This is a genomic window from Enterococcus spodopteracolus, from assembly GCF_030441955.1.
Lineage (GTDB): Bacteria > Bacillota > Bacilli > Lactobacillales > Enterococcaceae > Enterococcus_B > Enterococcus_B spodopteracolus.
On record NZ_JARJHD010000001.1, the window covers coordinates 206,304 to 220,115 of the forward strand.

The window sequence follows — 13,812 nt, forward strand, 5'->3', positions numbered from 1 at the left end:
TGAAAAATGGCGATTGAAGTCGTGATCAGAAAAGAAATCAAAGAGTATCAAGAGAAGATCTTTTTTGGCTTCTCTTTAAGACAGGTTATCGTTATCACATTGGCTTTAATCGTGATTTTACCGATCGGTCTACTTAATCATTTTATTTGGGGATATTCAATTGATGATCTAGGAATTGTATTGATGTTTTTTACTAGTCCAATTTTATCGGTGGGGTGGATCAAAAAAAATCAGTTACCTTTAGAAAAATATCTCCTTATCCGTTGGCGTCATCTTATCGCAACAAAGCACTATCCATATCAGAATGCTCGTTTGGAGGAAGATCATGAGGGGATTTCAACGAGGAAAATCAGTAAAACAGAGAAATATCGAAGTGAACAAGGGAATTAAAAAGTCTTCCTTAACCAAACTATTACACAAGCAAAAGAAAAAAAGAGGGGAAAAAGAACGAAAATCAGCACCAGCCAAACAGGCACAAAGGAAGATTCGTTATGAAAAAATGTATGAAAGTGGAATTTGTGAACTTGCTTCGGGATATTATTCAAAAAGTATCCAGTTTTCAGATGTCAATTACCAAATTGCACCTGTGGAAGACCAACAAGCTATTTTTCAAGGATATTGTACCTTACTAGATAGTTGTGATGAGCGAACGCATCTAACGATTACCTTGAAAAAAAAGCGAATGGAACAAAAAGAACTTGAAAAGCAATTGTTCTATAAAGAAATAGGGGAGAGACAGGACATTTACCGTCAAGAATTGAATGAAATGCTTCGGCGAACCATGACAGAAGGAGGAACGAATTTTAGCAAACAAAATCTATTGACCTTCAGCACATATGCCACTGATTATGACCAAGCCAAGCATTCCTTAATGCGTATCGAACAACAACTTAGTCATAGTCTTTCGGAAATCGAATCAAGTAGTCAAACACTTTCTGGCAAAGAACGGTTGCAACTGCTCCATGAGTTGATCAAACCTAATGAATGGTTCCAGTTCAATTATACAGATTTAGTTTATAGCCGTTTGTCGACAAAAGCAGTTGTTACTCCTGCAAGTTTCAGCTTTAAAGCAAAAGACTATATCGAAATTGGCTCAGAGTATGCCCAAGTCCTATATCTGAAAGATTACCCCACCAAACTTTCAGATAAATTGATCTTAGAATTAATGGATATTGGCGAAGAGTTGTGTTTATCGATCCACATTGAACCAGTGGATTCTGAAAAAGCAAATCAGTTGGTTCAAATTAAAAAAGCTTATATGGAAGGGGACAAAACGACTGCTGAAAGAAAAGCAACACAAAAAGGCTATGATCCTTATTCAAGTATTCCGTATGAATTGACCAATAGTATCAAGGAAGCCGAAGCTTTATTAGACGATCTAGTCAAAACCGGTCAAAAATTATATTTTGTTACCTTCCTCGTTTATTTCCGATCTCAGACCAAAGAAAAACTTGCTGATATTGCGGAACAAGTCCAACATGTTGGACGTAAAAATCGTTGTCATTTCAATGCATTAGACTATCTACAAGATGAAGGATTCAATTCGGTCTTACCTTTAGGCAAAAATTGGATCGAACAACAACGGACGTTGACGACAGAAAGTACAGCGATTTTTATTCCATTTTCAGCGCAAGATCTTAATCATATAGATGGCAAATATTATGGAAAAAATGAAATGACCAAAAATAGTGTAAGGATCGATCGTAAGCAACTAAACACGCCGAGTGGCATGATTTTAGGTAGCTCTGGTTCAGGCAAAGGTGTAGCCAAAAAATATGAAGAAATCACGACGTTACTTAAAAATCCCGAAGATGAAGTCATTTCGATTGATCCGGAAGACGAGGATACGTTCATTGGCAATGATTTTGAAGCTCAAATCATCAATATCGCTCCTAATACAAATACCTTCATTAACTTACTAGATATTTCAGAAGACTTAAAAGGAGAGGCAGATCCAGTAAAATTGAAATCTGACTTTTTGTTGACTGCTTGTGAAGCCTTGATCGGTGGTCCAACTGGTTTAAATTCAGCACAACGATCGATCATCGATCGTGTCACGCGATTGACGTATTTCAATTTTCAAAAAAATTCAGAAAAATCAGCGCCAACATTGGCGGAAGATTGGTTTCCGCTTTTAAAAGAGCAACCGGAAAAAGAGGCGCAGACATTGGCGTTAGACTTAGAGTTATACATCGATGGCTCACTTTCGATGTTTTCTAAACCAACTAATGTTTCTTTAAATAAGCGTTTTGTGATATACAATACGAAACAACTAGGGAACCAATTGAAAACTTTTGGGATGATGGTTGTTTTGGAACAAGTGTGGAATCGGGTCGTTCGCAATCGAGACAGAGGCATCACTACTTGGATCTATATTGATGAAATGCAACTCCTGTTAAATGATCCTTACTGTGAAAATTATTTTTTTGAACTATGGAGCCGAATCCGTAAATGGGGCGCGATTGCCACTGGTATTACCCAAAATGTCGAAACCTTATTATTATCAGATAAAGCACGCCGAATGTTAAGTAATACGGAATTTATCATTATGTTGAAACAAGCAAAAAGTGATTTAGATGAGCTGTCTTCTTTGTTCAATCTTTCGTATCAGCAACAAAGACAATTACTTAATCCAATCAAAGGAGCAGGATTGATACGGGCAGGCAACGCCATTGTCCCTTTTTCCAACACTGTTGATCCAACAACAAAACTTTATGAGTTGATCACCACTGATCCTGTCGAACGCCACAGATTACGACAGGATGTATCGCCATGAAAAAAAACGATGTAGGCATTGAAGAGACCGTGAAATCACAAAATAAACGAAGGAGTAACAGACATTTTCTGCGTAGAAAAACCAAAGATCCTCGCAGATTCATGCTTGAATATCAGATAAAAATAGTTGATTTTTCTTTACTTGGAAATAAAACTTCGATCAGTAGCAGAGTCAGCCTTTACCTACTTGTTGGTGTTAGCATTCTCATATTTTTTCTCTTTTTCAGTATGATCGGCTTCGTTTCGTCTGCCGCGATCAAAATCAATGAGCTTGAATTGACGAAGGCCTGGAAATATTTGACCGAGTTGGATGCGGAATTAACACTAGAATTAAACTCAACAAAGAGTTCGATTCTAGTAAATGAACGAGTAGTGGCTGCAAATGAAGTCATGATCAGGACTGACATTGAAGAGGTGCTGATTTATTTAGATATGGCTTATGGCGATGACCAATTAAGAAATCCAGATGTTCTCAAAGAAACGATCCAAAGATTGCATGAACAAATGTGGCAATTAGACAGTGACGGGAAACAAATCAAATTAACATCACAGCCATTGTCGCAAGTGATCACTTGGACGCCGGAGTGGAAAGAACGCAGACAGCTGTTAGCAGAAATTGGTCTTTATGCAAGTTTGACTGAATTAAGCAATCCATTGAAAGAAACAGACTCTTTACGCATAAAACAACGCTTTGGTTATTACGTAACAAATCAAGAAAAAAGCTTACTTGAAGGACTGCTCATCCAGACAGAACCGAAAGAAAGCATAGTCGCTGTGATCGCTGGAGAAATTACAAGAGACCGAGAGAACGTAACCATCACAATGGACGATCAAACCATTATTTATCATGATGTAGATTTAACAGCTACTGAAGGACAGATGGTATCGGTGGGTACAGAGATTGGGCGAGTAAAACAAGAGGAACTGCATCTGTCTTACCAGAAAAAAGGTGAAATCGTCAATCCAGCTTTTTATCTCCCCAATGTAGTCGACAACAATGAGACACAGCTTGATCCCATTGAAACGGACGTTACATTCAATGAACAGAAATTTCGAGAAGTGATTTTACTGCATTGTCACGCATTTAGCGATCATGCAGAAACGATTATCCAAGAAGCTAAAAAGAATACTATCTCCCCCATTGTTCTAGCAGCCATCATGATCCACGAAACTGCTTGGGGGACGAGCAAAGGGATTCGAGAAAAGAACAATCCAGGTGGCTTGATGCGAGAAAATGAGTTGCTTTCCTACGCCACACTTGAAGAAGGGATTACTGCCACCGCTCGAACACTAAACCAATTGATCGTGAACCAAAGACTGCTGACAGTCGAGCAACTTGGAAGTGTGTATTGTCCTGTAGGTGCAAGTAATGATCCCCTGGGATTGAACAAATACTGGGTACTGGCGGTCAAAGAATTATTTGTACAACTAGGTGGCAGTAAAGAGATGAGCTTACTCTGGCAATCGAATCACACAGTGGGTCAAGAGGTGTTGGCACAAGCCAGAACATTGTATCGTCAAAACGTTCAGTACTCACAAGGCTTTGAACGAGGCACCTTTCCTTATCATGATTGCTCTTCTTTTGTTCTGTGGGCGATGAGAAGTGTTGGCTTGCCTGTGCCACTAGGTAGCACTGAGACATTGTATTCTTTGGAAGGGACTTTCCTGATGCCGATCAGTCGAGAAGATGTCAGAGCCGGTGACTTGTTTGTATGGGGGAAGAAAGGACACTCTTTAGGTAGTTATGGCCATACAGGGCTATTTTTAGATGATGGTGGAAAAACGATTCTTCATTGCACACCTGCTACTGCACGAGGGTATGGTCAAGAAGGCGATATCGTCATCACTCCATTTGAAGGCTATGCAGGTGATTGCCAGCTGGCGCCTGTCTATTTCTATCGATTGTTGGGAGAAAGCAAATGAATGCAAAATCCCGCATCCTTTGTCTTATTCTAGCTTTCTTTCTGTTTAGTAGCATGATTTTTAGTGTTGGCAGGTCTATCAGCTCTCGTTCACAAGAAAAAAGACAAGCCTCTGAAAAGAAAGCCAGCCAAATTTCGGAAGCACAGGTCAGAGCGTTTTTACAAGCTTATTATACGTTCGAAACAGTCGGCGACAATTATCCCGCATATGTTGATTCTCTTTCTAACAAGATGAAAGAAAAAGTAAAAACAGAACAAGGTAAAAAAACGTATAGTCCGCAGCGTTTTGGCTTTAGTCGTTGGCTCAAAAGCGAGCATTATTTTAAACAAACGAACAAGAGAATGATTGAAGTCCTCTGTTTGGTTGATTTTACGACGTCTTTATTGAATGAAGAAGGCGGAGTTGTAAAAAAGGATATTCGCCATCGTGAAGGTGTCAAACTGACTTATTTCTATGACACTAAAAATCATCGCTATGTCTTGGATGATCTCGAACAACTGTCTTCTTTTATGGACATACAATGATTGAGTAAGGAAGACCTTACAGATGGACGCAACAAAAATGAATGAGGGGAGTGACAACGTATGGCGAAAGAAACTGTAATCATTGATCAGATCCATCACTTACAAGTAAAAGAGACTCAGTTGGATTTGTTTCAGGCTTTGGAAGATTTAGAAACTGAAAATCGACGAGTCTTGTTGTCAAACACGCAAGGACAATGTCGCATACGTATTTATGATCGTAAGGGAGAAATGATGATAGAAAAAGTGCTTCAATTTCCTTTGACAGAGGAGATTGAAGAGATCTTAAGTCAACACTGGGAGCAAGAAATAGCCAATACAAAAAAGAAGAGTCAGTTCCCTCATTCAAGCAATACGCTGAAAAAAAATCAGTTGTTACAAATCGATTGGAAAAAAATCATCAAGCGATTACTTCTTAGTGGAGTAATCGTTTTTGCTGTGGTTCAAGGCAACATGTGGATCGAACAAAGAACGAATAACGAGCAAGCGATAACCAAAGAAAATCAGAAAAGTTCATGGCAGTCATTAGTAGACCTAGGTGCATATGAAGAAGCAGCTGAAAAATATCCCGCTCGGTATCACCAATTGATCGATCACTTAGTAGAAGAGCAGGAATTTTCTTGGGTAGAGAAGTTGAATGAGCAAAAGCCAACAGGAAATGCCACCTTTGATTTGTCTTTTTATCAAAACGATTGGGAAACAGTAATTGTGACCCATGTGGAACAATTGACGGAAAAGCGCCAAGTCAAGTTAGCGATTGCTTATTTGAAGCTAGAACAAGTACAAGAAGCCGTTGTCTTGAATCGCCACTTAAAACATCCGGAGGTCACGTTAGCACTGGATCAGTTTTATTTTGAAAAAAGCCTTGATTGGTTGAAAGTAAAAGAAATGGAAAAAGCGAAAGACGCATTTGAACAGATCCAAACGGAAGAATTAAAAGTGGTGATGGCGGCTTACATAGAGCAAGGAACGATTATTTTAGATTTCATTACATTCTATGAGGCATCATCCAACACGTCTGAAGATCTAGCGCTTTGGGAAGAGCGACTGGCTCGTTTAGGAAAAACAACGGAATAAAAAAATTACTTTGCAAAAAAGAGTCTAAAAGATCACGATGATGTGCTTTTTCGTAGGTATCTACAGATAAACTGCTCCCTTAAATGAAGAAAATAATTGTTTCAGCGTCTCTAATCGGTACCAGAAGTCTTTCATCAAATCACTCATTTGGATCACTCCATGTTTTGGCACAAATGATTGTGACAAAATCCGACTATTTATCTAAATGGTAAGCGGATACAATTTGATTAAAGAAAGAGATAAAGGAGCGATTGAAGTGGAAGAGACGATACCAAAAAATAAAATTTCATTCAAAGCAAAAGTACAAAAGTTAGGAAGTACCTTATCTAGTATGGTGATGCCGAATATCGGTGCGTTGATTGCTTGGGGTGTTTTGACTGCATTATTTATTCCAGATGGCTATTTACCAAACGAAGCGTTTGCTACGATGGTCGGCCCAATGTTGACGTATTTAATTCCTTTATTGATCGGCTACACCGGAGGGAAAGTTATCGGTGGTGATCGTGGTTCAGTCGTCGGCGCAATTGCGACGATGGGTGTGATCGTTGGGACAGATATTCCGATGATGCTAGGTGCCATGATCATGGGTCCATTAGGTGGCTTTGCCATCAAGAAATTCGACCAAGTGTTTCAAAAACATATCAAATCAGGGTTTGAGATGTTGGTCAACAATTTTTCTGCAGGATTGATCGGTTTTGCGTTAGCATTGATCGGCTTTTCTGCAATTGGTCCAGTGGTGGATACACTGACGCAAGCGATGGCAACAGGCGTCGAAGCAATTTTAAATGCGAATTTGATTCCATTGACGAGTATTTTTATCGAACCAGCGAAAATCTTGTTTTTGAATAATGCGATCAACCATGGCATTTTGACTCCTTTAGGAACAGAACAAGTGGCTACAGCCGGTCAATCGATCCTATTCTTGTTGGAAGCCAATCCTGGACCAGGTCTAGGTGTATTGTTAGCTTTCACATTATTTGGCAAAGGTGCAGCAAAATCATCTGCACCGGGTGCAATGATCATCCATTTCTTAGGTGGAATCCATGAAATCTATTTCCCATACGTAATGATGAAACCGTTATTATTCTTATCAGTGATTTTTGGTGGAATGACGGGTAGTTTCGTTTTCCAATTGATGGATGCAGGCTTACGTGCGCCAGCTTCACCGGGTTCGATCATTGCCATTTTAGCAATGGCACCATTGAGTGCTTACTTACCAGTTATTTTAGGGATCGTCGCTGCAACAGCCGTTTCTTTCGGGATCTCTGCGGTCATTCTAAAAGCTGATGCGAAAGAAATAAGTGAAGATTTTGAAAAATCAGTGGAAGCGACTCGTCAAGCGAAACAACAAGCGAAAGGGACTGGAACAACTAGTCAAGGACAACCAGCTTTATCAGCGATCAAAAAAATCATTTTTGCCTGTGATGCTGGGATGGGGTCAAGTGCGATGGGTGCCTCCTTGTTAAGAAAAAAAGTCCAAGAGCATCACTTACCTCAACTCGTGACGAATCAAGCCATTAGTCAATTATCTGATGAAGCAGACGTATTGATCGTGACTCAAGTTGAGTTGCAGGAACGAGCAAAACAAAAAGCACCACATGCTCATTTTGTTGCAGTAGAAAACTTTTTAAATTCACCAAAGTATGATGAAATCATCCAAGCATTAGGAAGTAAGGAAGAAACACCGTCAAGCCAACCAGTCTCTACTACTCCAACAGATGATTTGGAATTATCTGAATTAAAAGATATCAAAGAGATTTTACTTGTTCATGATGACCGTGCAGGATCAGCGACAATGGGATTGTCCTTATTGAAAGATATTTTGAAGAAAAACCAATTGGAGATCCCTCTGAAAAAAATCAATATTGATGAGTTGACGGAGCAACCGAATACATTGATCGTTTCAAGAGAATCCTTGTCTGAGGAAGCACGTTCAGTGGCACCACATTCACTTCATTTTTCAGTGGCGACGATGGTCAGTCCACAAAAATTTGAAACGATTGCTCACTATTTGAAAAAAGTAGCATAAGGAGGAAGTAAGATGTCTGAATTAGCATTTGATATGATCGAGTTGAATAAGGCTTTTGCAACAAAGGAAGAGGCCATCCGATACTGTGGAAGAAAATTAGTGGAAGCCGGTTGTGTCGAAGAACCCTACATTGACGCAATGGTAGAACGTGATGCGATGTTATCCGTTTATATGGGGAATTTTATCGCGATCCCTCATGGAACAGATGAAGCCAAAGCATTCGTAAAAAAATCAGGAATCTGTGTGATCCAAGTGCCAGATGGCGTCAATTTCGGTACTGAACAAGAAGAGAAGATTGCGACAGTCTTGTTTGGTATCGCTGGTGTAGGAGAAGAACATTTGCAATTAGTGCAACAAATCGCTCTTTATTGTAGCGACATGGACAATGTTGTCCAGTTAGCAGATGCACTGAGTAAAGAAGAAGTCACACACAATCTAGCAATTGCCTAAGGAGAGAAGACGAATGAGAGCAGTACACTTTGGTGCAGGAAATATCGGCAGAGGATTTATTGGAGAAGTTTTAGCTGAGAATGGGTTTGACATCACTTTTGTTGATGTCAACGAACAGATCATCGATTCATTAAATGAAAAAAGACGTTATACGATCGAACTAGCTGACGAATCGAAAAAACAACTTATCGTTGAACGCGTTCGCGGATTGAACAACCAAAAACAGCCTGAACAAGTGATCAAAGAAATAGCACAAGCAGATCTTGTAACCACAGCGATCGGTCCCAATATCTTACCATTCATTGCTGAACTGATTGCAAAAGGGATCGAGCAAAGAGAACAAGAGGGCAATCAGCAACCGCTAGACATCATCGCTTGTGAAAATATGATTGGTGGTTCTGAGCATCTAAAAATGGAAGTCTATAAATATCTGTCAGATACTCGCTTTGTAGATCAATCAATCGGATTTCCGAATGCAGCAGTGGATCGCATCGTGCCGATGCAACAACATGAAGATCCTTTGTTTGTGCAAGTGGAACCTTTTAAAGAATGGGTCATTGATGATACGCAACGAAAAAATAAAAAGATTTCGTTAAATGGCGTACTATACGTCAAAGATTTGGAACCATATATTGAACGAAAACTATTTAGTGTGAATACAGGACATGCGACTGTAGCTTACACCGGTGCATTATTAGGATATGCAACGATCGATGAGGCAATGCAAGATTCGTTAGTCGTTGCCCAACTAAAATCAGTACTACAAGAAACAGGAAGTTTACTGGAAGCAAAATGGGGCTTTGATAATAAACAACATGAAGCCTATATTGAGAAAATCATCCAACGTTTCCAAAATAAATATATCTCAGATGCCATTACTCGGGTCGCTCGAACGCCTTTACGTAAGTTAGGCTATCAAGAACGCTTTACTCGTCCGGTTCGGGAATTACAAGAATACAATTTGACTTGTCCACATTTGACAGCTACGATGGGGATCATTTTCAACTACTATGATCCTGAAGATGAGCAAAGTCGTGAACTGCAAGAGATGAAAGTGCGAGAAAATATGGAACAGTTGATCCAAGAAGTCACAGGTATCCATGATCCGACAACGATCAGTAACATCAAGCAAAATGTGATGCGTTATGCGAAACAAGTGGCTTGATTCTTGATACGATCAATGGAATAAACAAGTGGATTGTAAAAAAACCTCTAAAAATATCTTAGATATTTTTAGAGGTTTTTCGCTGTTTACTTGATTGGAGCTGCGGCAACTGTTGGTAGATCAAGTTCTTTTCCATAACGTTGCTCTAATGCTAAGCGAACGAGACGCTCCGCTAAATGTTCGTTACGTGCTAAGATCGGGCCATGGAAATAGGAGCCGTAAACGTTGCGATAAATGACACCTTCTGATTGATCTTCCCCATTGTTTCCTTGACCTTTGACGATTTTTCCCAACGGGCGTTCGCCTTCGCCAAGAAATGTTCGACCATTATGATTTTCAAATCCATAATAGGTTTCGTTGAACTCTTCGTTGTGGATCACGATGTCACCAATGAAACGATTATTCTCTTGGCTTAAAGTGTAATGATCCAACGCACCGATTCCTTGGATTTTTTCACCGTTTGCGCCCATATAATAATGACCAAGTAGTTGGTAACCGCCACAAATCGCAAGTACGACACCATCATTTTCAATGTAATCAGTCAATGATTCTTTCTTTTCTTGAATATCTTTTGAAATGATCATTTGTTCAAAATCTTGACCACCTCCAAAGAAAACTAAGTCGTATTTATCTGCCTCAAAGGGCTCATGGATGCTGACGATCTCAGTATGAGAAGTGACCCCCATTTTTTTGGCGATATATTGGAGCATCAAGAGATTGCCATTGTCACCATAAGTATTCATCAGATTCCCATAGAGATGGGCAATGCGTAATTCGTAGTTAGCCACGATTCATGCCTCCTTTGATAAAGCCTTGACTCGCTAATTCTTTTCGTAATTGTAAGACAGCTGTATAGGTCGCTAAAATATAGACATGATCCGTCGGTAGTTGTTTGATTTTCTCAATGACATCAGTCAATTCTTTTGCTTGTGTCAATTTGTCTTCAGCGATACCCGCTACTTTCAAACGTAGTGCCATATCTGTGTGGCGATCGCCACCAGCAATCACAGCAGGGATCTCCATATCTGCAAAGCGTTCAAATTCTCCGTCCCAGATCCAACTCACATCGATTCCATCTGCGTAGTTCGCATTCAAGAGGGCAACTAGTGAAAATGGATACGGTGCATGTCCCATCATGTCGATGACTTGGTTGATCCCTACAGGATTTTTGACTAGAACTAATGTACAGGACTTGCCATCGATTTCGATGACTTCTTGACGACCAAATACTTTTTCGTCATACCCTAAGCCTTGTCTGATTTTTTCAGGAACAACACCATAATATTCAGCCACCGCAGTAGCTGCTAACGCATTATAGACATTGTACATGCCACCAACTTCGATGCCATATTCATGACCATCAATGACGAAATCAGCTGATTTGTTGTCCATTCGTTTCATTTCTGTCAAACGATAATCTAGTTCTGGACGTTTAAATTCACAATTTGGACAATAGTATTTACCTAAGTTTGCATAAGTGATCATTTTGTAGTGCAAGATGTGATGACATTTCGGACACAACACGCCATCTGTATTGTAGTGGGCCATCTGTTCATGGTCTTCTTCGTGATCAAATCCATAATATCTTCTAGGGTTGACCGTCTCAACTGAATTGAAGATCGGTGAATCGCCATTACTGATGATCGTAGCATCTGGCGATTTTGCGGCACCATCAACGATCATTTTATAAGTGGTATAGATTTCACCGTAACGGTCCATTTGATCACGGAAAATGTTTGTAAATAAAAATAGTTCAGGTTTGATGTATTCAGTCACTCTGCTTAGACTGGCTTCATCGATTTCTAATACCGCAAATTTCTTTTGGCCTTTTCCGGCTTTTGCTTGTAAAAAAGTCGAAACGATTCCTTGGACCATGTTTGCGCCCGTAGGATTCGTCAAGACTTCATCAAATTGTTGTCGTAAGATATTGACGGTCAAAGCGGTCGTCAATGTTTTTCCATTTGTTCCAGTTACGACGACGACTTGATAGTCTTTTGCTAATGTATCTAAAATATGAGGATCGATCGATAAAGCAAGTTTACCAGGTAAACTTGATCCTCCTTTAAAAAAGGTTTTTAGTCCCCATTGTGCGGTTTTACCAACTGCAATCGCAAATTGACTGCGTATTCCCATTATGTAACCTCCAAAACGTCATAATTACAAATAAATTCAACTAATCATACCATATGTTGAAAAAAAGGTTAAATTGCTTTGTCTTATTTTACAAAAGTTTATACTGTTCGCAAAACAAAAACGAAAGAAGCAAGAAAACGAAAAACGATCGCTTCCTTGCTTCTTACATATCGGTTTTTTATGGTAACGATAAACTTGCTTATCCGATAATGATTTTTTCTGTAGGATATTCATAACCTAAATCTCGTGTTTCTTTTGGCACAAATAACATTAATGTGTACAACATCCCGATACGTCCAATAAACATCAAAGCGCCAATCGTGATTTTCCCGACGGTGGACAGATCACCAGTGATGCCTAGCGATAACCCCGTTGTACCAAAAGCAGAAGTCACTTCCACGATGATCGAGATCAATGGTTGTTTCTCCGTGGCAGATAAAAAAAGAATACAGAAGAAGCACATCCCTAAGGAGAGCATAAAAACGACCACTGATTTTCGGACATCATCTTCATCGATTCGACGACCAAAAATATTAATGTTATCTTCACTTTTCAAAAACGAATAAAGATAAAGACCAATGATCGCCACAGTCGTGGTTCGGATACCCCCGCCGACAGAACTCGGACTACAACCAATGAACATCAATAGGGAAAAGACGATCAAGGTCGTGATTTGAAAATCCCCCAGATCATGGATCTGTAAACCCGCATTACGAGTTGTCATGGAATAAAACATTGAATTGATCCACTGGACACTAGGATGGAGATCTTTAAACAAGTGATTTTTTTCAAGTAAAAAAATCAAGATAGTCCCGCTTACAAATAAAATGATAAAAGCGAGGACGGCGAGTTTTGTAAACAAAGAGAACCGAAAAGGAATCTTGGCTTTCGTTTTTCGATACAAGCGCCATTCTCGAAACTCCATCAATACTGGAAAACCGATCCCGCCAATAAAAATCAGGAACATGATCATAAATAAAAAAGGATAGTCATGTTCAAATGGCTTGATCGACTCACCAGTAATATCAAATCCCGAATTTGTGACCGCGGAAATAGCTTGATAAAATCCATGGAAAACGGCTTCGTGCCAATGATCGAAATAGCCGCGAATATAGAAATAAACGGAGAACAAGGCACCGAATAGCAATTGGAACCAGAGCAATATGACAAAAGTGATCCGAATCAAACGAACGATACCAGATAAACGTGGTTGATTCATATCTGTCATGATTAATTGTCTCTGACGTAATGTGATCCGTCGTTTAGAAAAGATAATAAATGCCGTGGAGATCATCATGATCCCTAAACCACCCACTTGAAACAACCCTTCGAGTAAAATAATACCATTGTTATTAAAAATCGCGTGGATGTCAAATGTCGAAAGGCCAGTGACACTGATCGTACTGATAGCCATAAAAAGCATGTCAATAAATGAAGCATGACTACCCGGATTTCGGAAAAATGGGATGTAAAACAAGCCCAAAGAAATAATAGTCATTAAAATATAATAAAATACAATAATTTGAATAGAAGAAAAGTGACTAGAAGCATATCTTGTACTACGCCTTCGCCATTTCCGAAAAAAAAGATTCAATTGCACAAATTCGATCCTCCTTGTTAGATGTTTCTTCCAGTATACCGACAATAAAATAAATACACAAAGAAATAATAAAACTAAAATTTACTAGGATTTTAGTTATTGGAAAAGTGTCTTATAATAAAGATGACTTTGCGAGAGA

The 13,812-nt window shown here is 39.3% G+C and carries 11 protein-coding genes; 8 read left to right on the forward strand and 3 right to left on the reverse strand.

From position 1 onward, the window contains the following. The first annotated feature begins 6 nt into the window (after positions 1-6). The 8 genes from P3R27_RS00945 to P3R27_RS00980 all read left to right on the forward strand — a co-directional run bounded on the left by P3R27_RS00945 (position 7) and on the right by P3R27_RS00980 (position 9,940). The gene (locus P3R27_RS00945) at positions 7-390 is read left to right on the forward strand and encodes a PrgI family protein (protein WP_126134329.1); all 384 of its coding nucleotides are present in this window, start codon (positions 7-9) and stop codon (positions 388-390) included. After that, the gene (locus P3R27_RS00950; RefSeq protein WP_369075740.1) at positions 374-2,776 is read left to right on the forward strand and encodes a VirB4-like conjugal transfer ATPase, CD1110 family; all 2,403 of its coding nucleotides are present in this window, start codon (positions 374-376) and stop codon (positions 2,774-2,776) included. The genes P3R27_RS00945 and P3R27_RS00950 overlap by 17 nt, the downstream gene beginning before the upstream one ends. Then, on the forward strand, positions 2,773-4,698 hold the full coding sequence (locus tag P3R27_RS00955) for a peptidoglycan amidohydrolase family protein (protein WP_126134327.1): 1,926 nt from the start codon (positions 2,773-2,775) through the stop codon (positions 4,696-4,698). The genes P3R27_RS00950 and P3R27_RS00955 overlap by 4 nt, the downstream gene beginning before the upstream one ends. After that, positions 4,695-5,222, forward strand: a complete 528-nt coding sequence (locus P3R27_RS00960; RefSeq protein ID WP_034686913.1) for a hypothetical protein — start codon at positions 4,695-4,697, stop codon at positions 5,220-5,222. Before P3R27_RS00955 ends, P3R27_RS00960 begins: the two co-directional genes overlap by 4 nt. Before the next feature lie 60 nt (positions 5,223-5,282). After that, complete coding sequence (locus tag P3R27_RS00965; RefSeq protein ID WP_034686911.1) at positions 5,283-6,296, forward strand: hypothetical protein; 1,014 nt, start codon at positions 5,283-5,285, stop codon at positions 6,294-6,296. 256 nt (positions 6,297-6,552) lie between these two features. Beyond that, a complete protein-coding gene (locus P3R27_RS00970) occupies positions 6,553-8,325 on the forward strand; it encodes a PTS mannitol transporter subunit IIBC (RefSeq protein ID WP_126134326.1) in 1,773 nt (590 codons plus the stop codon). A gap of 12 nt (positions 8,326-8,337) precedes the next feature. Further along, complete coding sequence (locus P3R27_RS00975) at positions 8,338-8,775, forward strand: PTS mannitol transporter subunit IIA (protein ID WP_019723779.1); 438 nt, start codon at positions 8,338-8,340, stop codon at positions 8,773-8,775. 13 nt (positions 8,776-8,788) lie between these two features. After that, complete coding sequence (locus tag P3R27_RS00980) at positions 8,789-9,940, forward strand: mannitol-1-phosphate 5-dehydrogenase (RefSeq protein ID WP_034686908.1); 1,152 nt, start codon at positions 8,789-8,791, stop codon at positions 9,938-9,940. An 86-nt stretch (positions 9,941-10,026) separates the two neighbouring features. On the opposite strand, the gene P3R27_RS00985 is transcribed toward P3R27_RS00980, so the two are convergent. The 3 genes from P3R27_RS00985 to P3R27_RS00995 form a co-directional block, all read right to left on the reverse strand. Then, positions 10,027-10,728: a type 1 glutamine amidotransferase gene (locus tag P3R27_RS00985; protein WP_034686907.1), complete on the reverse strand. Its 702-nt coding sequence runs from the start codon at positions 10,726-10,728 to the stop codon at positions 10,027-10,029. Beyond that, positions 10,721-12,073, reverse strand: coding sequence for a Mur ligase family protein (locus P3R27_RS00990; RefSeq protein ID WP_034686906.1), 1,353 nt, complete (start codon positions 12,071-12,073; stop codon positions 10,721-10,723). Before P3R27_RS00990 ends, P3R27_RS00985 begins: the two co-directional genes overlap by 8 nt. 199 nt (positions 12,074-12,272) lie before the next feature. Beyond that, positions 12,273-13,673 (reverse strand): TrkH family potassium uptake protein, encoded by a 1,401-nt coding sequence (locus P3R27_RS00995; RefSeq protein ID WP_034686905.1) that lies wholly within the window; start codon positions 13,671-13,673, stop codon positions 12,273-12,275. Positions 13,674-13,812: the final 139 nt, after the last annotated feature.

Bases quoted from the DNA above. Each gene is read 5' to 3' on its own strand.
- P3R27_RS00945 (WP_126134329.1), top strand. From the start codon at position 7: ATGGCGATTGAAGTCGTGATCAGAAAAGAAATCAAAGAGTATCAAGAG.
- P3R27_RS00955 (WP_126134327.1), top strand. From the start codon at position 2,773: ATGAAAAAAAACGATGTAGGCATTGAAGAGACCGTGAAATCACAAAAT.
- P3R27_RS00960 (WP_034686913.1), top strand. From the start codon at position 4,695: ATGAATGCAAAATCCCGCATCCTTTGTCTTATTCTAGCTTTCTTTCTG.
- P3R27_RS00965 (WP_034686911.1), top strand. From the start codon at position 5,283: ATGGCGAAAGAAACTGTAATCATTGATCAGATCCATCACTTACAAGTA.
- P3R27_RS00975 (WP_019723779.1), top strand. From the start codon at position 8,338: ATGTCTGAATTAGCATTTGATATGATCGAGTTGAATAAGGCTTTTGCA.
- P3R27_RS00980 (WP_034686908.1), top strand. From the start codon at position 8,789: ATGAGAGCAGTACACTTTGGTGCAGGAAATATCGGCAGAGGATTTATT.
- P3R27_RS00990 (WP_034686906.1), bottom strand. From the start codon at position 12,073: ATGGGAATACGCAGTCAATTTGCGATTGCAGTTGGTAAAACCGCACAA.